Annotated in this window: 13 protein-coding genes; 7 read left to right on the top strand and 6 right to left on the bottom strand. The window is 66.8% G+C overall.

The window, feature by feature from the left end:
* The first annotated feature begins 3 nt into the window (after window positions 1-3).
* Window positions 4-2946, top strand: a complete 2943-nt coding sequence (locus L1965_RS10340) for a hypothetical protein (RefSeq protein WP_235756350.1) — start codon at window positions 4-6, stop codon at window positions 2944-2946.
* Window positions 2946-4877 carry a monovalent cation:proton antiporter-2 (CPA2) family protein gene (locus L1965_RS10335; RefSeq protein WP_235756349.1) on the top strand — a complete coding sequence of 644 codons (1932 nt, stop codon included), beginning with the start codon at window positions 2946-2948 and terminating at the stop codon, window positions 4875-4877. Before L1965_RS10340 ends, L1965_RS10335 begins: the two co-directional genes overlap by 1 nt.
* Window positions 4878-4897: 20 nt before the next feature.
* Here the strand turns inward: L1965_RS10335 and L1965_RS10330 are convergent, their stop codons facing one another.
* Window positions 4898-5911: a TraB/GumN family protein gene (locus L1965_RS10330; RefSeq protein WP_235756348.1), complete on the bottom strand. Its 1014-nt coding sequence runs from the start codon at window positions 5909-5911 to the stop codon at window positions 4898-4900.
* Window positions 5912-6103: 192 nt separating this feature from the next.
* On the opposite strand from L1965_RS10330, the gene groES reads away from it, so the two are divergent.
* A complete protein-coding gene (gene groES / locus L1965_RS10325) occupies window positions 6104-6391 on the top strand; it encodes a co-chaperone GroES (RefSeq protein ID WP_235756347.1) in 288 nt (95 codons plus the stop codon).
* Window positions 6392-6435: 44 nt separating this feature from the next.
* The gene (groL, locus tag L1965_RS10320; RefSeq protein ID WP_235756346.1) at window positions 6436-8082 is read left to right on the top strand and encodes a chaperonin GroEL; all 1647 of its coding nucleotides are present in this window, start codon (window positions 6436-6438) and stop codon (window positions 8080-8082) included.
* A gap of 149 nt (window positions 8083-8231) precedes the next feature.
* Here the strand turns inward: groL and L1965_RS10315 are convergent, their stop codons facing one another.
* From L1965_RS10315 to L1965_RS10295, 5 genes are all read right to left on the bottom strand, one after another.
* Window positions 8232-9761, bottom strand: a complete 1530-nt coding sequence (locus tag L1965_RS10315; RefSeq protein WP_439332074.1) for a Ppx/GppA family phosphatase — start codon at window positions 9759-9761, stop codon at window positions 8232-8234.
* A gap of 55 nt (window positions 9762-9816) precedes the next feature.
* A complete protein-coding gene (locus L1965_RS10310; protein ID WP_235756345.1) occupies window positions 9817-11982 on the bottom strand; it encodes an RNA degradosome polyphosphate kinase in 2166 nt (721 codons plus the stop codon).
* A gap of 31 nt (window positions 11983-12013) precedes the next feature.
* The gene (locus L1965_RS10305) at window positions 12014-12703 is read right to left on the bottom strand and encodes a P-loop NTPase family protein (protein WP_235756344.1); all 690 of its coding nucleotides are present in this window, start codon (window positions 12701-12703) and stop codon (window positions 12014-12016) included.
* 6 nt (window positions 12704-12709) lie between these two features.
* Complete coding sequence (locus L1965_RS10300) at window positions 12710-13915, bottom strand: AI-2E family transporter (RefSeq protein ID WP_235756343.1); 1206 nt, start codon at window positions 13913-13915, stop codon at window positions 12710-12712.
* A gap of 66 nt (window positions 13916-13981) precedes the next feature.
* Entirely contained in the window at window positions 13982-15490 is a 1509-nt protein-coding gene (locus tag L1965_RS10295) for a pentapeptide repeat-containing protein (protein WP_235756342.1), read from the bottom strand.
* Window positions 15491-15614: 124 nt separating this feature from the next.
* Between L1965_RS10295 and proS the strand changes: the two genes are divergently transcribed.
* The 3 genes from proS to L1965_RS10280 all read left to right on the top strand — a co-directional run bounded on the left by proS (window position 15615) and on the right by L1965_RS10280 (window position 18775).
* Window positions 15615-16976, top strand: coding sequence for a proline--tRNA ligase (proS, locus tag L1965_RS10290; protein ID WP_235756341.1), 1362 nt, complete (start codon window positions 15615-15617; stop codon window positions 16974-16976).
* Window positions 16973-17464 carry a DUF2937 family protein gene (locus L1965_RS10285; protein ID WP_235756340.1) on the top strand — a complete coding sequence of 164 codons (492 nt, stop codon included), beginning with the start codon at window positions 16973-16975 and terminating at the stop codon, window positions 17462-17464. Before proS ends, L1965_RS10285 begins: the two co-directional genes overlap by 4 nt.
* A 126-nt stretch (window positions 17465-17590) precedes the next feature.
* A complete protein-coding gene (locus L1965_RS10280) occupies window positions 17591-18775 on the top strand; it encodes an ABC transporter substrate-binding protein (protein WP_235756339.1) in 1185 nt (394 codons plus the stop codon).
* Window positions 18776-18852: the final 77 nt, after the last annotated feature.

The following is an 18852-nucleotide window of genomic DNA, read 5'->3' as shown; positions in this document are numbered from 1 at the left end:
ACGATGAATCAGCACGTCCCCGAATTCGCCATGAGCTTCACCCACGAAGCCGTCCTGCTGGAACGACGCGACGGGCCGGGGTGGATTCCCGTCGGCCAGGCCCGGTTTGCCGGCCGCGACATGGCCGCGACGCTGAACGCGTTGCGGGTCGAGTCGGGCGGTCTCGTCGGGGCTGCCGATACCGTGCTGGTGATCCCCGACGACCAGATCCTCTATACCACGCTGACCGTGCCGCTTGGTTCGGACACGGCCGCCGTGCTGGGCCGCGCGCTGGAAGCCTTGACCCCATATCGTGCCGAGGACCTGGCGTTCGACTGGTGTCCATCGGACAATGGCGACATCGAGACTCTGCGCGTCGCCGCCGTTGCGCGCCGGACGCTGGATGAGGCCGAGGAGTTCGCTCGTGCCCAGGGATTCCGGCCGCTTGGGTTCGTCGCCAGACCCGGGGATGCGCGCTTTGACGGCCATCCGGATTTCGGCGCCAGCCGCCTGCTGGCCGCGGATGCGGTGCGGATGCCATTCAGCGAACCCGACCTCACCCAGGCCAGGATCACCGCACCGGTGATCGAGGCTGGACTGCCCCCCACCACCGGGCCGGATCCTGTCACGCCTGTCGTCTCGCGCATCACGCCGCATCATGTCACCGCGCCGCGACCGGCCCAGACCCAGACCCAGACCCAGACCCAGACGGCCGCACGACGCGATGTGGCGGCAAGATTGAGCGACAGTGCCGCCGAAGCAGAGCCTGCCGTCGCCGCGCCGGCCGTCATTCGGCACACCGATCGCCAGGCCGTCGCCGCACCCCGCCTGTCGGCGCGCGCCGCAGCCGTCCACAGCCGTGCCGCCGAGGCGCGCGCCCGCCGCGCGCAGCCCGACGAAGCCGATGCCGGTCGCGCCGCCGCGCTGATCAGCAGGTTGACCGCCTATCGGCCGGGCCGCTTGCCGGTCATGATGGGCAGTCTGCTGGTCGCCGTGCTGGCCGTGCTGGTGATCTTCGGTGGCGGCAAGGACGGCTCCGATCTGGCCAATACCGACCAAAGCCCGGCGACGGATTCCGCCCCCGCGGCAGAGCCGGCGCCCGCAACCGCAACGGCCGCAACCACAACGGCCGCGGGCACCGCGCCCGAGGCCGCGGCGGCGGCCGATCCCGCGGGCGACAATGCCGATGCGGATCAGACGGCCGACGCCGCCGAGGCGGCCCGCAGCGATGAGCAGGCAGCAGAGGCCGGAAAAGCCGGCGATGCCCCGGCCATGATTGCCGCCCCGCCCGCAACGCAACCGACCGGACCGGCGCAGGATGATCCCCTGACCCGTGCCCTGGCAGAGGCCATGACCCCGGCCGATCGTGACCGGAATGCGGACCGCAGCGCCCGGTCAGCGACGGTGCCTGCAACGAAACCTGCTGAGTCCCCGATCTCCGAAGCCGCGAACCCCGGCGATACAAGGCCGCGGGTCGCCCCGACATCGGGGCCGTCGGACGACGCCGCCGCGCGCGCTGCGATGGCGGCAAGCGCACCGCAATTGCGCAGTTCAGCCCGTCCGCAAGGCGCGCCGCCAGTCAGGGCAACGCCCCCCGCACCGCCCGATGTCAGCCCGGCGGTGCCCGCCAACCCGCAGCCCTTCCCGCAACGGACCCAGGTCCAACCGCCGCGCGTGACCGACATCCGCCCACCGGCGCGGCCCGCAACGCCCGTCAGCCAGCCGGCACCGCAGACCACCGCGACACAGCCGGCGGCGCTTTCCAGCGAGCCGACCGCCGCGCCACCGGCGCCCAGCCCGCGACCGCTGGGGTCTTCGGGCCGTCCGCCGGCACGCCCCGACAGCCTGACCTATCTGGAAGAAGGAAGCCGCGACGAGGCCGGCTCACCCACCCGCCTGAGTGCCGTCGAAGAGGCTTTCCTTCTGGATCTGCTGCGCGACCTGCGGACCGCCGAGGCCGGGCGGACCGGGCTGGGCGCGGATGAGCGCGGCCTGCTGATCCGGCTGGCCGACGCGCGGCCGCAGCGCAAGCCCGTCGAGGTCACCGGCCCCGCCGAATCCGCAGTCCGTGCCGCCCTCGCCGCCGCGGTGGCCGAAGCGGATCGCCCGCCCCCGCGCAGCGCTGCCGACATCGCCGCCGCTGCCCCTGCGGCAACCGCGTCAAGCACATTGCTGAACCGATCGTCACGCCCGGTCCTGCGCCCCGGATCGGCGGCAGGCGGCGCGCAAGGCAACGCCCCCCGGCCGGGCAATGCCAGCCTGTCCGGCAAGGCGGTCGAGGAAGCCATTGCCGCGGCGGTTGCAAACAGTTCCGCCCTGCCCGGCGCCGTGGCGCTGACGGCGCTGTCGGCATCCTCCTTGCCGCCCCGCCGCAGTCAGCGCGCCGCGGCCGAGGCCTCGTCGCTGGCACCGGCTGCGCCTGGGGCTGCGCCAAGCGCCCAGGACCTGCGGGCTGCGGCCGAAGAGCAGAACCGCGAGGCCGCCCTGGCCGAGCAGCGTCGCATGGACGCCGAACTGCAGGCACAGGCCGAAGCCCGCGCCCGCGCCCGCGCCGCCGCCGATGCCCAGGCCGAAGCCAATGCCCGCGCCCAGGCCGAGGCCCGCGCCCGCGCCCAGGCCCAGGCCGAGGCGCGCGCGGCCGCTGCGCGCAACCAAAGCTATACCCCTCCAGAAGCCGAGAAAGAGCCAGAGGTCGCAGCCGCCGTGCCGGTAGGACGTGGCCAGGGCGCGGCCGCCGCCACAGCGACGGTGAAGGACGGGATCACGCTGAACCGGACGCAGATCATCGGAACGATCGGCGCAGGCAAGGCCAGCCGCGCGCTGGTCAGACTGTCAAATGGCCGTGTCGTCACGCTTCGGCTGGGTGACAGGATCAATGGCGGAACGATCACCGAAATAGGCAACAGCCGGATCACCTATGTGAAGGGCGGTCGCCCACAGGAGTTGTCGGTCTTGAGCGGGAAGTAATGGAGAACTTCCTCCTTCTCGCCACGGTCTATCTGGTCACCATGGTGATCGCCGTGCCGATCTCGGCGCGGCTGGGTCTGGGTTCGGTGCTGGGCTATCTGATTTGCGGCATCCTGATCGGACCGGTGCTGAACCTGACCGGCAACCAGATGAGCGACCTTCAGCATTTCGCGGAATTCGGCGTTGTCATGATGCTGTTCCTGATCGGGCTGGAGCTGGAACCCCGCAATTTGTGGACCATGCGCCACCGCCTGATCGGGCTTGGCGGCGCGCAGGTTCTGATGTCGATGGCAGCGGTCGCGGGCGTGTCCCTGTATCTGGGGCTGGGCTGGCCAGCAGCGATCGCGATGGGGATGATCCTGTCTCTCAGCTCGACGGCGATCGTGCTGCAGACCCTGTCGGAAAAGGGGCTGATGCAGACCTCGGGGGGGCGCTCGGCCTTTTCCGTGCTGCTGACGCAGGACATCGCCGTGATCCCCATGATCGCCCTGATGCCGCTGCTGGCCAGCACCGGCGGACACGCCTCGGCAGCCCACGGCGACACCGAGCATATCGGTCAGGCCTTCATGGCGGACCTGCCCGGCTGGGGCGCAACGCTGGTGACCCTGGCGGCGGTCGCGGCGGTGATCCTGCTGGGGCAATATCTGATCCGACCGATCTTTCGCTTCGTGATCGCGTCCCGGCTGCCCGAGATGGAAACCGCGATGGCGCTGCTGATCGTGGTCGGCATCGCATCGCTGATGATCCTTGTCGGGCTGTCGCCCGCGCTGGGGACCTTCCTGGCCGGCGTGATGCTGGCAAGTTCAGAGTTCCGGCACGAGCTGGAATCGCAGATCGAGCCGTTCAAGGGGCTTCTCCTGGGGCTGTTCTTCATCACCGTCGGCGCGGGCATGGATTTCCGGATCCTGTTCGACCAGCCGGTGCCGATCCTGTCTGCGACCGCCGGCCTGATCGCCGCCAAGGCCGCGATCCTGTGGATGATCGCCCGATGGACCAGGATGACGCGCCGGGACCGGTCGCTTTTCACATTGTCGCTGGCCCAGGCGGGCGAATTCGGTTTCGTGCTGATTTCCTATGCCGTCTCGCTGGCGATCCTGCCGTCGGAACTGGCCAAGTCGGTCCTGCTGGTGATCGCGCTGACAATGCTGGCCACGCCGCTGCTGTTCATCCTGCATGCCCAGCTGCACCGGCGGCTGGCCGAAGGCGGCATCACGGCGGCGGCCGACGATATCGAGGAACAGCAGCCGATCATCATCGCGGGGATCGGGCGGTTCGGTCAGGTCATCAACCGCATGGTCACGTCGTCGGGCTTTCGAACCACCGTGCTTGACCACGACCTGAAGCTGATCCAGCTGATGCGGCAGTTCGGGTTCAAGGGCTATTTCGGGGACCCCACCCGACCCGAGATCCTGATGGCCGCAGGGCTGGAGAAGGCCCGGATCCTGGTCGCCGCACTGGACGAGCCCGAAGCCAACCTGAAATTGATCCGCTATGCGCGCGAGCGCCGGCCGGACCTGCATATCGTCGCGCGCGCCCGCGACCGGGTAAATGTCTACCAACTCTACAGCGCTGGCGCGAACGACATCGTCCGCGAGACCTTCGACAGCTCGCTGCGGGCCGGCCGATACGTGCTGGAAAACGCGGGACTCTCGGAATACGAGGCGGCCGAACTTGAGAATATCTTCTATCGCCTCGACCGCGCCTCGCTGCGCGAGCTGGCCGACGTCTGGAAGCCCGGCGTGCCGCTGGACCAGAACCCGGAATATGTCGCGCTGAGCCGAGAGCTGAACCGCAACCTGGAAACCGCGCTGATGGAACGCTTCTCGAATGGTGCTAACGCCCGACCGGACGACGGTGACGAGGAAGAGCCGGAGCACGGGCTTGGGCGACCGCGTGAACCGCGCGAACAGCGACCCGGCGGGCGTTTCTGAGACGCGGCCCGATCACGGTCTTATCCGTCGAGACGTTCGATGGTCCATCCCTGGGCCTCAAGCAGCTTCAGCACCCCCTGCTCGCCCGGCAGATGCAGCGCGCCGAAACCGGCGATGATCCTCTGGCCCTGACGCGCGGCCGCCTCGGCACCCTCGGTCAGCGTCCCGATCCAGTCGCGGTTGCGGCGGTCCATCAGCCGGGACTGGGCCAGATCCATCTGCTCGTCGACCACGTCCCGCGACAGGCCGGAACTTTCATAGGCCTCGAAGCGGCCGAATTCCCAGATCGTCCAGACATCCCCGGAAAAATACGCGTCGGTCAGCGTGACCGCATAGTCATCCGCGTAGGATGCCGCCGGGAGCGCCGCGCGAATCATGTCGATTTCCTGCGCCGGCGTCATGTCGGCGAACAGGCGGAACACCGTGTCCCAGGATTCCAGCGGCCGGACAGGGATCTGCAACGACTCGGCGCGGCTGACCAGCAGTTGATCCAGGCCGGCGGACTCGCCCTCACCCGCAAACCCCTCCATCATGCAGGGCGAGACGCCCAGCATCATCGCGACATACCAGGGCCGCAGCTTCGCGGTGATGACCGCTGGCGTACCGCGCAGGGCCATCGCCTCGGACAGGGCGGTCCACTCCTTTTCCGACAGCCTTTCCGGCAGCGTCGGCCCGCTGATGCTGACCATCAGCGAGGGGTCCTCGGTCAAGGCGCGGGTCAGCCGCGCCTCTTCCCGGGGTCCAGCCTCGACGAACAGCGTCGCGGCATCGGCGAAGGGTTCGGCAAGCCGGTCCAGCATGGCCTGGTGACGCGGATCGCCAAAATGATAGGTGCCGACCAGCGTCATCCGGGCGTCGCCTTTGCTCGCCTGCCACAGCAATCCCCGATGGAACGGCACCTCGCTGACCGCCTCCCGGATCATCGCGCGCCGATCCTCGGGCATGGCCTCGATCAGATTGGTGCCCACGCATTCCGTCGCGGCGGCGGACCCGACAATCCCCACCAGCATCGCTGCGACCAACCATTTCCGCATTCTCGCCCCCTTCGCGACACCGCACGAGCGCGAGGCTGGCATAATTTCCGGGACCCGGCCAGATGCAGTCGCGCTGTCCGCCGTGATTGCCGTTGACAGTGCGGACGCGTTTGCCTAGATGAGCGCCATTGGCACTCGCATCAGGTGAGTGCCAACAAAGACACTGGAACCTGAAACACGGAGTGTTCACAAATGGCATTCAAACCGCTGCATGACCGCGTGCTGGTCCGCCGCGTCGAGTCCGAAGAAAAGACCAAGGGCGGTCTTATCATCCCCGACAGCGCCAAGGAAAAGCCCGCGGAAGGCGAGATCATCTCGGTCGGCGAAGGCGCCCGCAAGGATTCGGGCGAGCTGATCGCCCCCGCGGTCAAGGCAGGCGACCGCGTATTGTTCGGCAAATGGTCGGGCACCGAGGTCACGATCGACGGCGAAGAGCTGCTGATCATGAAGGAAAGCGACATCCTGGGCGTGATCGGCTGATCCCCGGAACTTCGCATCCTTCCACGCTAAATTAGGAGATTCAAATGGCTGCTAAAGAAGTCAAGTTCAGCACCGACGCCCGCGACAGGCTGCTGAAAGGCGTCAACATCCTGGCCGACGCCGTCAAGGTGACACTGGGCCCCAAGGGCCGCAACGTGGTGATCGACAAATCCTTCGGTGCGCCGCGCATCACCAAGGACGGCGTCACCGTCGCCAAGGAAATCGAGCTGTCCGACAAGTTCGAGAACATGGGCGCCCAGATGGTCCGCGAAGTCGCTTCGCGCACCAATGACGAGGCCGGCGACGGCACCACAACCGCCACCGTGCTGGCGCAAGCCATCGTCAAGGAGGGCATGAAGGCCGTTGCGGCCGGCATGAACCCGATGGACCTCAAGCGCGGCATCGACCTTGCCACGCTGAAAGTCGTCGAGGCCATCAAGTCCGCCTCGCGTCCCGTCACCGACAGCGACGAAGTCGCCCAGGTCGGCACGATCTCGGCCAATGGCGAAACCTCGATCGGCCGCCAGATCGCCGATGCGATGCAGAAGGTCGGCAACGAGGGTGTCATCACCGTCGAAGAGAACAAGGGGATGGAGACCGAGGTCGAAGTCGTCGAAGGCATGCAGTTCGACCGCGGCTACCTGTCGCCCTATTTCGTGACCAACCCCGACAAGATGGTCGCCGATCTGGAAGACTGCTACATCCTGCTGCACGAAAAGAAACTGTCGTCGCTGCAGCCGATGGTTCCGCTGCTGGAATCGGTCATCCAGTCGGGCAAGCCGCTGCTGATCGTCGCCGAGGACGTCGAGGGCGAGGCGCTGGCCACGCTGGTCGTCAACAAGCTGCGCGGCGGCCTGAAGATCGCCGCCGTCAAGGCACCGGGCTTTGGTGATCGCCGCAAGTCGATGCTGCAGGACCTCGCGATCCTGACCGGCGGTCAGGTCATCAGCGAAGACCTGGGCATGAAGCTGGAAAACGTCACCATCGACATGCTGGGGACGGCCAAGAAGATCTCGATCAACAAGGACAACACCACCATCGTCGACGGCAATGGCGAGAAGTCCGAGATCGAGGCCCGCGTCAGCCAGATCCGCCAGCAGATCGAGGAAACCACCTCGGACTACGACAAGGAAAAGCTGCAGGAACGCGTGGCCAAGCTGGCCGGCGGTGTTGCCGTGATCCGCGTCGGCGGCATGAGCGAGATCGAAGTGAAAGAGCGCAAGGACCGTGTCGACGACGCGCTGAACGCGACCCGCGCGGCCGTTCAGGAAGGCGTTGTCGTGGGCGGCGGTGTCGCGCTGGTTCAGGCCGGCAAGGCGCTGGAAGGCCTGAAGGGCGAGAACTCGGATCAGGAAGCAGGCATCGCCATCGTGCGCCGCGCGCTTGAGTCTCCGATGCGCCAGATCGCCGAGAACGCCGGTGTCGACGGAGCCGTCGTCGCGGGCAAGATCCGGGAATCCAGCGACAAGACCTTTGGCTTCAACGCCCAGACCGAAGAATATGGCGACATGTTCAAGTTCGGCGTCATCGACCCGGCCAAGGTCGTCCGCACCGCGCTGGAAGACGCAGCCTCGGTCGCTGGCCTGCTGATCACCACCGAAGCCATGATCGCCGAGAAGCCCGAGCCGAAGGGCCAGGGCGGCGGCATGCCCGACATGGGCGGCATGGGCGGCATGGGCGGCATGATGTAATCATCCGCCTGGCCACCACGGTGGCAGGATTGGAAAGGGCGCCCCTGGGGGCGCCCTTTTCGTGTCCGGGACACAGGAAAACGCGCCAGGACCGCAGGCATTGGCAGACCCGCGACGACCGGCCGGCATGAAGGCCTTGATGTGGGCGATCAGTCGCGGACCAGCGGTTCGACCTGCATCGAACCGCACAGCGACCGGAACCGCGCATGGGCGACCTCGCCCATCAGGCTGCGGCCCATCTTGGTCAGCCGCAGCTCGAGCTTGCCGTTTCGAAGCCGCAGCGCACCCGCGTCCGAGGGGTCGTCGATGGCGAACATCGCGCCGAACCGCATGGCCTTGCCCAGGATCTCGGCTGACTGAATCTCATCGGCGCCCAGCAGCTCGAACACAGGGGCCATCGGTGAATTCGAACGGTTGTTCTTGTAGCGGTGCAGCAGGGCCAGCCCGAGATACACCCGTTCGGAATGGCTGAGCGCTGCCATGTTCGCCCGCGTCACATTGTCGAAACAGGCCTCGGCGCGGTAATCGGGATGGGTTCGCCAGGTCGTGTCGTGCAACAGGCAGGCCGCATGAATCAGCCGGTCGCGTTCGGGCCGGGCGCCGTCGAAGATCGGCAAGATGAACTGGTACAGCTTCTTGCCGAACCCCGGAATCCGCGCCAGCTGACGCTCGGAAAAGCGCGCGGCCTCGATCAGCGGATCGCGACGGCGCAGGCTTTCGGACATGTGCTCGTAGAGCAGCCCCTCGCGGATACCATAGCTGGACACGGCCAGTTCGGCCGGCTTGAAGGTCGAGACCAGTTCCGACAGCACTTGCGACGCCAGCGGGACCAGTTCCATGCGCGAGGCCGAGATGCCGACCCGGCCACGCAACTCGCCCAGATCGTTGCCCGAAATGTAGTCGACGGTCTTGGCGACCGCCTCAGGCGTCATGCGGTATTCGTGCAGGACCGTCATCGGATAGGCACGGCGTTCCATGTCAAGCCGGGCGATGGCGCGCCACGAGCCGCCCACCAGATAGATGCGTTCGTGATCGGTGCCCATCCTGCCGGCAAGATCGGACATGATCTTGCGGATATGCTTTTTCAGCCCGTCCTTGCCGCCATTCACCTGCTGCAGGCGGAACGGTCCCAGAGGCGACGACGCGCGGCGTCCGACCTTGCCGCCGGCGATCTCTGCCAGTTCCATCGAGTTGCCGCCGATATCGCAGACCATGCCCTTGGCTTCGGGCCAGCCCAGCAGCACGCCCTGCGCCGAAAGCCGCGCCTCTTCCTCGCCGTCGATGACCCACATCTTGATGCCGGTTTCACGCTCGACCCGGCTCTGGAAGGCCGGACCATCCTCGGCCTCCCGGACGGCCGCGGTCGCCACGCAGGTCAGCGGTTCGATACCCATGCCCTTTGCCAGGGCGGCAAAGCGCCGCAACGCATCGAATCCGCGTTCGATACCGGCCGGGTTCAGCCGCCCGGTGGTGGCCATCTCGGCGCCCAGCCCGGCCATCACCTTCTCGTTGTAGAAATAGGCAGGGGAACGCGCCGCGCCGTCAAACACCACGAGCCGGATCGAGTTCGACCCGACATCGACAACGCCGACTCGCGACAGGGCCCGCTTGGGAAGTTTCGCGAACATCTTTCCCAGAGGCTCGATCGTCTTGCCGGTCGCTGTCACCACGCCGTTCATTGCAAAGCCTCTTGCTTGCGCGTCGACACGTTAATGACCCGTCTGGCCGCGAGGGTCAATCGGGCGAATGGGTCAGCGCCGGAACATCCCGCGCGCCGGCCGTTCCCCGGCCGGAAAGAGACGGATTTTCCATGAAGAAACGGTGACAGTTGAACAGGTCGTCGCGCCCATCGGGCAGGTATCGCACGAATCGTCCGTCCGGGTGCAGCAGCCAGCTTTGCGCCTCGTCGGCCATGTTGGCGGCCATGATCTGGCTGACGATCTGCGCCTTCACCGTGTCGTTCAGGCATTCGACCAATGTCTCGACCCGCCGCATCAGGTTGCGCCCCATCCAGTCTGCCGAGGAAAAGAACACCCGCGCCTTCTTGGATGGCAGTCCATGTCCGTTCCCGAAACACACGATCCGGGAATGCTCAAGGTAGCGGCCAATGATCGACTTGACGCGAATATTCTCGGACAAGCCCTTGATACCTGGACGTATTCCGCAAATGCCGCGAATCACGAGGCTGATCTTGACCCCGGCCGCGCCGGCGGCATAAAGCGCGTCGATCACGTCTTTCTCGATCAGGGAATTCATCTTGGCCCAGATCGCCGCCGGACGGCCCTGCCGGGCGAATTCCGCCTCGCGCGCGATCAGCGACAGCAACCGCTCCTTCATGTCGATGGGCGAGATTGACAGGTTCTCGAGGCCGTCGGGCTGAACATATCCCGACAGGTAGTTGAACACCTTCGTCGCGTCGCGCCCCAGCGCCGGGTCGCAGGTGAACAGCGACAGGTCGGTATAGATGCGGGCGGTGATCGGATGGTAGTTGCCGGTCCCGTAATGGGTATAGGTCACCAGGTTCTCGCCCTCGCGCCGCACGACGGTGCTGATCTTGGCGTGGGTCTTGTAGTTCACGAAGCCATAGACGACATGCGCGCCCGCCCGTTCCAGCCGACGCGACTGGCGGATATTGGCGGCTTCGTCGAATCGCGCCTTCAGTTCGACCAGCGCGGTCACCGACTTGCCGGCCTCGGCGGCCTCGCACAGCGCCTCGACGATCGGGCTTTCGCGGCTGGTGCGGTACAATGTCTGCTTGATCGCCAGAACGTCAGGGTCGCGGGCCGCCTGCGCCAGAAAGCGCACCACCATGTCGAAGGTCTCGTAGGGATGATGCAGCAGCATGTCCTTTTGCCGGATGGCCGAGAACATGTCACCGCCATGGTCCTGCACGCGTTCGGGGACCCGCGGCGTGAAGCCTGGCCAAAGCAGGTCGCGGCGGTTTTCCAGAACCAGTTCGCGCAGATCGGCAACGCCCAGCAGACCCTCGACCTCGATCACCTCGTCTGCGCTGACCTCCAGTTCCTCCATGATCAGGCGGCGCATCCGGTCGGGGGCGCCGGCGGTGATCTTCAGCCGGATCACGCTGCCGCGGCGGCGACGCTTCAAGGCCGTCTCGAATTCGCGGACCAGATCCTCGGCCTCTTCCTCGACCTCCAGATCGCTGTCGCGCAGCACCCGGAAGGCGCAGTGACCGATGTCGCGATAGCCTGGAAAAAGACTGGACAGATGCATCAGCAGCAGGTCTTCAAGCCGCAGGAACCGCTCGCCACCGGGCAGCCTGACGAAACGCGGAAGCTGTGCGGGAATCGGCAGCAGCGCCTGCATCCGCCTTCCCTTGCCTTCCGGCGCCAGTTCAAGAGCCAGCGAGAACCCGGCATTCGGGATGAACGGAAACGGATGCGCCGGGTCGATCGCAAGGGGTGACAGCACCGGCAACACGCTGTTCTCGAAATAGCGGTGCAGGAAATCCTCTTCGGCCCGCGACAGGCGCGACCGTGACAGGATGACGATCCCGGCCTCCTCCATCTCGCGGCGCAGATTGTTCCAGACGCCCTGCTGCGCGCCCATCAGGCGGCGGGCGTCGGCATTGATCAGGCTGAGCTGCTCGGATGCCGTCAGCCCGTCATCCGAAATGCTGGAATTCCCCTCGCGGACCAGTTCGCGCAGGCCGGCGACACGGACGGTATAGAATTCGTCCAGATTGGCCGCACTGATCGACACGAAACGCAGCCGTTCCAGCAATGGCACGCGGGAATTGCGCGCCTCGTCCAGAACCCGCCAGTTGAAGGACAGCCAGCTGAGTTCGCGGTTGAAGAAGCGGGCGGGTCCCTCGGGAATGCCGCCGGGCAATTCGCGCGGTTCGGGAAACGGGGTGCGAAGGAAATCGGCCTGGGTCATGATCCGTCAGAGGGCTGCAAGGGCGGCGCGATCATGCGTCAGCCCGCGGCAGGTTGTCCAGCAGATCAGCGGCGATCCGGCGGGTCACCGGGCCCTTCTGAGCCATCGCGGCGCGGTCGATGGCGGCCACCAGCCGGCGGGCCTGCCCCAGATCGCGCTCCATGCGGACAACCAGCCAGTCGATCAGCCCGACCGGGACCGCCAGCTGGCGATCCGCGAACAGCTTGACCAGCACCGCCGCCAGCAACCCGTCATCCGGCGGGCCAAGCCTGACCTGCGGCATCGCGTCCATCCGCGACCGCAGATCCGGCAGGACCAGCCCCCAGTCGCGCGGCGCGGTGCGGGCGGTCAGCAGAAGCAGGCAGTCCCGCGGCCCGCACAGATTCCACAGATGGAACAGCGCCTGCTCGGCGCCTGCCGCCCGGCCGGCGCGATCGGCATCCTCGACCACCAGCGCGCCGCCCTCGGCCGCGAGGGCATCGGCGGCCTCGGGGCGCAGCGCCGCGGCCCTGACCCGACGGGCGCCGTTCTCGGCCGCCCAGAAGGCGGCCATATGCGACTTGCCCGCCCCCTCGGGACCGACCAGCAACATCCGCCCCTGCGGCCAGTCCTGCGGGTTGTCCAGCGCGGCCAGGGCGGCGGCGTTGGCGGGCGCGGGCAGGAAATCGGCCCGCGAATGCGCCGGCGGTGTGCTGAGATCAAGGGTCAGCTGGCGGGACACGCGGCGTCAGTCCTTGTGACGCTGCAGGTCGTCCTGCATGGCCTCGACGTCGGCGGCGGCCTTGCGGCGGTCGGCGGCGTGCGCGAGCTTCCGCAGCTCGGCCTCGACGGTGCCGCGCGGCGCGATCTCGACCAGCATGGGGGGCACATGCGCCGCCGGGTCGCCCTGCCCGGTGTAAAGCGCGCTGACACGGTAACGCTCGATGCCGAATCGAGCCAGCACGCCCAGTGCCGCAGCCAGCGGCACCGCCATGACCAGCCCGACAAAGCCGAACAGCGCGCCAAACACCGACAGCGCCAGCAGCAGCCAGACCGGGTGCAGCCCGACATGGCCGCCGACGATCTTGGGTTGCAGGTAATTGCCCTCGACCACCTGCCCGATCGCAAAGATCGCGATGACCGCGCCGATCCACAGCGGATCGCCCCAGAAGCTGAACAGCGCCACCCCGATCGCCGTCAGCCCGCCGATCAGCACGCCGACATAGGGGATGAAGGACAGGATCGCGGCCATGATGCCGATGAAGAACCCGAACGGCAACCCGACCAGCATCAGCGCGATGGAATACCAGGTGCCGAGGATCAGGATCACCAACCCCTGCCCGCGCACGAAGCCCGACAGCGCCGCGTCGATGTCGCCTGCCAGCCGGCGCAGCGTCGGCGCATGTTCGCGCGGCAGCAGCCGGTCGATCTCGGCCACCAGATGGTCCCAGTCCAGCAGCAGGTAGAAGGCCACGACCGGCACGATCACCAGCAGCGCGACGATGCTGATCATCCCGCCAAGCGACCTCATCAGGGTCTGGGCGACATTGCTCCACTGATCGCCCATCGCCTTGCCCAGATCGCTCAGGGCGGTGCCGATGGTGCCGCCTTCGGGCAGGATCTCGGGGAAACGGGCGCTGACAAAGCCGCGCGCCTGTTCGATCATCTGCGGCGCGGTCTCGATCAGGGCGGCGGCCTGACGCACCATGACCGGCACGATCAGCAGGATCACGGCGGCAAAGATCAGCACCGCGCCGATCGAGATGACGACCACGGCCATGGTCCGCGACAGCCCGGCCCGTTCCAGCCGGTCGGCGACCGGGTCCAGCAGATAGGCGACGCCGGCGCCCAGGATGAAGGGCAGCACCGCCTGCCCCAAGAGCCACATCACCACCAGCAGCCCGACCAGCGAGATGCCCCACCAGACGACCTGTTTCTGTCCCGGAACACGCATCGCGAAAGGCCCCTGAAGCTGTTTCCAGACTATGTGGCCGGTCGGGATCGGGGTTGCAAGGTGCGGTCAGCCTGTCTGGTCCGGTGCCGGGCGCGGCGGCGGGCGGTAATTCGCGCGATCGGCCTGCCAGAGGCGCCATTGATCGTCGAACTCCTGAATTCCAAGATTCCAGTCAGGCCAGTGACCGGGCGGCGGGCGCAGATGGTCCGGCAGGATCACGCTGGCATCGCCGAAGGATGATTGGACCTGCTCCCGGGTGACCTCGCTCGCCGAAGACAGATCCACCTCTTTCAGGGCCGCACCATCCCATGCAGAGGCGCCCAAAGAGGTGCAAACGAGCCGCACCATACGAAGGTTCGCCCCTTGCAGCCGCGCCCGCCAAAGCTCCGCCCCTTCCAGCCGTGCCTTCCAAAGGAACGCCCCGTCCAGCCGTGCCCACCAAAGCTCCGCCCCGTCCAGCCGCGCCATACGAAGGTCCGCCCCGTCCAGCCGCGCCCCCAAAAGGTTCGCCCCTTGCAGCCGCGCCCCAACAAGGGTCGCGCCTTCCAGCCGCGCCCCGTTCAGCCTTGACCCCGCCAGACGGAATCGCGACAGGTCGGCGCCTTGCAGGCAGGTGCGGCGCAGATCCGGCCGGTAGCCGCCATAGTCCCACAGTTTGTCGCGCCAGTTTCGCAGATCCCGCTTGAAAGCCTCGATGACATCGGCGCCATGCGCTTGCCCCTCGGGCCGGTCCGGCAGGCGCGTCCAGGGTTCGGCAAAGACCCAGGGGGCCTCGACCACATCATCGCGTCCATGCGCGGCCTCGATCCGCCGCTGCCTGTCGGACCGGCGTTCCAGAATGCTCAGCGCCAGCATGATATCCTCGCGCGGCTTCGGCAGCGACGCGGACCATTCGCGCAGGTTTCCGCCCGCGTACCGGCGCAGGTTTACATAGGCCAGATGGGTCTTGCGCTGGTCGGGCGTGGCGTCGTCGGGCAGCGGATCGAGATCGCGCAGGGGAAAGTCCCTGGCATCCTTCGCCGGGGCGTTGTTGCGGATATAGGCGCAGATGATCTCCATCACCCGGACATGGTCGCGGCCCTGGTCATAGGCGGTCGAATCCTGCGCGATGCGTTCCAGCGACAGCAACCCGCCGATGCGGACCTCCAGATTGGGTTCGGTGGTTTCCTCGACAACGACCTTCAGGTCCTTGTCCTTGATCGGCTGCCCCGCAGCGTCACGCACGATCTTCTTGACGGTCTTCTCGGCGCCCAGCTGCTCGACCGCCTTGGCCAGACGGTCGGTCAGGTGGCCTTCCTTCTGGAATTCCAGCGCGCGGTGGCGGATCACCGTGTTCCAGATCAGGAAGGGCGCCGACAGCAGCGCGACGATCAGCGCGCCGGTGCCAAGCGAACCCTCGCCGCCGCCGATGGTGCGGACCAGCAGAACCATCGCCGCGGCCAGCGCGACCGCGAACAGCAAGGCCAGCACGACCGTGACCAGCCCGCCCAGAGGTCGCGCCACCGACCATTCCGGGGCCTGTCGCAGCCCCAGCCAATCCAGCAGAGTCTTGGGCGGGGGCTTTGGTCGGGACATCGGGGCACTCGCGATCAACTTCGACCCAGTATGGCCGCCGATCCACGCCTGCGGCAAGCGGCGCGTCTTGCCCCCTGCCCGCCGGTGCCCTACACGGGGCGGAAACGCTTTGATGAGGCCGCCCATGCGTCTGTCGCGCTATTTCCTGCCCGTGCTGAAGGAAGACCCCAAGGAGGCGCAGATCGTCAGCCACCGGCTGATGCTGCGTGCCGGCATGATCAAGCAGCAGACGGCGGGGATCTATTCCTGGCTGCCGATGGGCTTCAAGGTGCTGCGTCGCATCGAGCAGATCGTCCACGAGGAACAGGTCCGCGCCGGCCATATCCCGATGCTGATGCCCACGCTGCAACCCGCCGATCTGTGGCGCGAAAGCGGCCGTTATGACGATTACGGCGAGGAAATGCTGCGGGTGAAGGATCGCCACCAGCGCGACCTTCTGTACGGGCCGACCAACGAGGAGATGATCACCGACATCTTCCGCAGCCATGTGAACAGCTACAAGGACCTGCCGCTGACGCTGTACCACATCCAGTGGAAGTTCCGCGACGAGATCCGCCCGCGCTTCGGCGTCATGCGGGGCCGCGAATTCCTGATGAAGGACGGCTACAATTTCGACCTGACCAAGGAGGCGGCTCTGCACGCCTACAACCGGCATCTGGTCAGCTATCTGCGCAGCTATGAGCGGATGGGGCTGCAGGCGATCCCGATGCGCGCCGATGGCGGCCCGATCGGCGGCGATTACACGCATGAATTCCTGGTGCTGGCCGAGACCGGCGAATCCGAGGTCTTTTATGACAGCGCGATCACCGATCTGAGCTTTGGCGACCGGCAGATCGATTATGATGATGTCGCGCAATGCCAATCCGTGCTGGAGGAATTCACCAGCCGCTATGCCCGCACCGACGAAACCCATGACGAGGCGGCCTTCCACCGGATCCCCGAGGAACGCCGCCGCAGCGCGCGCGGCATCGAGGTCGGCCAGATCTTCTATTTCGGCACCAAGTATTCCGAACCGATGGGCGCGACCGTGGTCGGTCCCGACGGCAGCCGGGTGCCCGTTCACATGGGCAGCCACGGGATCGGCGTCTCGCGGTTGCTGGGCGCGATCATCGAGGCCAGCCATGACGATAAGGGCATCATCTGGCCCGAAGGCGTTACGCCCTTCCATGTCGGGATCGTCAACCTCAAGCAGGGCGACGGCTCGACCGACGGCGCCTGCGAGGCAATCTATGCCGAGCTGAAGTCGCGCGGACTGGATCCGCTTTACGATGATCGCGAGGAACGCGCCGGGGCCAAGTTCGCCACCGCCGACCTGATCGGCCTGCCATGGCGGATCACGGTCGGGCCGCGCGGCCTGGCCAGCAACAAGGTCGAGGTGACCAGCCGGCGCAGCGGCGATAGCGTCGAGATGTCGCCCCGCGATGCGGTCGGACGGATATGCGACATCTACCGGCCGATCCTTGGCCTGCCGGCTCCGGGCAGTTGAGCGTCCTGCTGCGACTGGCGTCGGCGGCGCTTCTTGCCACGCTGCTGTCGCAGTTTCCGGCGTTTTCGGACCAGTATGTGCAACGCCTGGGCGGTCAGGTCGATGCGCTGGAAAGGATCGCGGCGGATTTCGACACAAGTGCCGAAAAGGCCGGCCTGTCGCGCGACGAGGCCCTGCGCGACCTGGCCGGCAGCCGGTTTCGCGACGCGCATCAGGCCGATCTGCGCCGCGCCTTCAGGCGGTTGCAGCGCGCGCAGCAGGATTTGACCATGCTGCGACGTGCTGGCCCGGTGGAACGGATGCTTCTGCCCCATCGCCTGCGCGACCCCCAGACCCTGGCGGCCACATGGGGTGATTTTCGGCCCGCGATCCCGGTCACGGTCGCGGGCCTTGCAGGCGCAGCGGTCGGGTTCGGCCTGGGCTGGCTGGTTGCGGCGCTGCCGGGTCTTTTTTTCCGCCGGCGCTCAGAACCCCGAGCCTGGCGCTGATCCGGCCTCGCGATCCCACGAACCTGCCTCAATGGTCAGACATAACGTGGCGTAATGATGCTTTTCTTTTCGGAACCGCGCTTCTAACCTCGCCATCAGGACTCTGTTCCAACTGGGAGACAAACAATGAAAAAGCTACTTCTTGCGACCGCCGCCGGGGCCCTTATCGCGGGCTCGGCCGGCGCCGAAGAAATAAAGATGGGAATTTCGCTCGGGTTCACGGGCCCGCTTGAATCGATGGCGCCTGCCATGCGCGACGGGGCCAAGCTGGCCATGAAGGAGGCCAGCGATTCCGGCCTGCTGCTGGACGGTTCGACCGTGACCGCGGTCGAAGGCGATTCCACCTGCGCAGACGCTGCCGCCGCCACGGCGACCGTCGAGCGCCTGATCACGGCCGAGGGCGTCAAGGGGATCGTCGGCGGCATGTGTTCGGGCGAAACGATCGCCTCGCTGGAAAATGTCGCCAAGCCGAATGGCATCGTCATGATTTCGCCGTCGGCCACGTCGCCGGCGCTGTCGGTGATCGAGGATAACGGGCTGTTCTTCCGCACCTCGCCGTCGGATGCGCGCCAGGGCGAGGTGATGGCCGACATCCTGATGGAGCGTGGGATCGAGTCGGTGGCGGTGACCTACACCAACAACGACTATGGCAAGGGCCTGGCCGACAGTTTCCAGGCCGCATACGAGGCCAAGGGCGGCAATGTGACCGTCAACAGCGCCCATGACGACGGCAAGGCAGACTACTCGGCCGAGGTCGCCGCGCTGGCGGCAGCGGGCGGTGACGCGCTGGTCGTGGCGGGCTATGTGGACCAGGGCGGGTCGGGCGTGGTGCGCGCCTCGCTTGACACCGGTGCCTTCGACACATTCGTGTTCCCCGACGGCATGATCGGCACCGCGCTGCTCGAGAATTTCGGCTCCGAGATCGACGGCAGCTTCGGCCAGAACCCCGCCGCCGAAGGCGAGGGCCGCGAAACCTATCTGAAGATGGCCGAGGAAGCCGGCTTCGACGGAGCGGGCGCGTTCTCGGCCGAGGCCTATGATGCCGCCGCGCTGATGCTGCTGGCGATGGCCGCTTCCGGCAGCAGCGATCCGGGCATCTACAAGGACAAGATCATGGACGTCGCCAACGAGCCCGGCGAAAAGATCATGCCGGGCGACCTGGCCAAGGCGCTTGAGATCATCAACGGCGGCGGTGATGTCGATTACGTCGGCGCGACCTCGGTCGAACTGGTCGGCGCGGGGGAATCCGCTGGCGTGTATCGCGAAGTCGCCTTCAGCAACGGCGAGATGGAAATCGTCGGCTACCGGTGAGCCGAAAGGGTTGCGGGGCCCGGCGCATCGATGCGCCGGGCCTTTTTCCAATGACAAGAGCCGCATTGGCGGCCACA

Origin of the sequence: Paracoccus salsus, assembly GCF_021556615.1 — a bacterium.
GTDB classification, from domain to species: Bacteria; Pseudomonadota; Alphaproteobacteria; order Rhodobacterales; family Rhodobacteraceae; genus Paracoccus; species Paracoccus salsus.
This window is presented reverse-complemented; position numbering and strand designations above follow the sequence as displayed.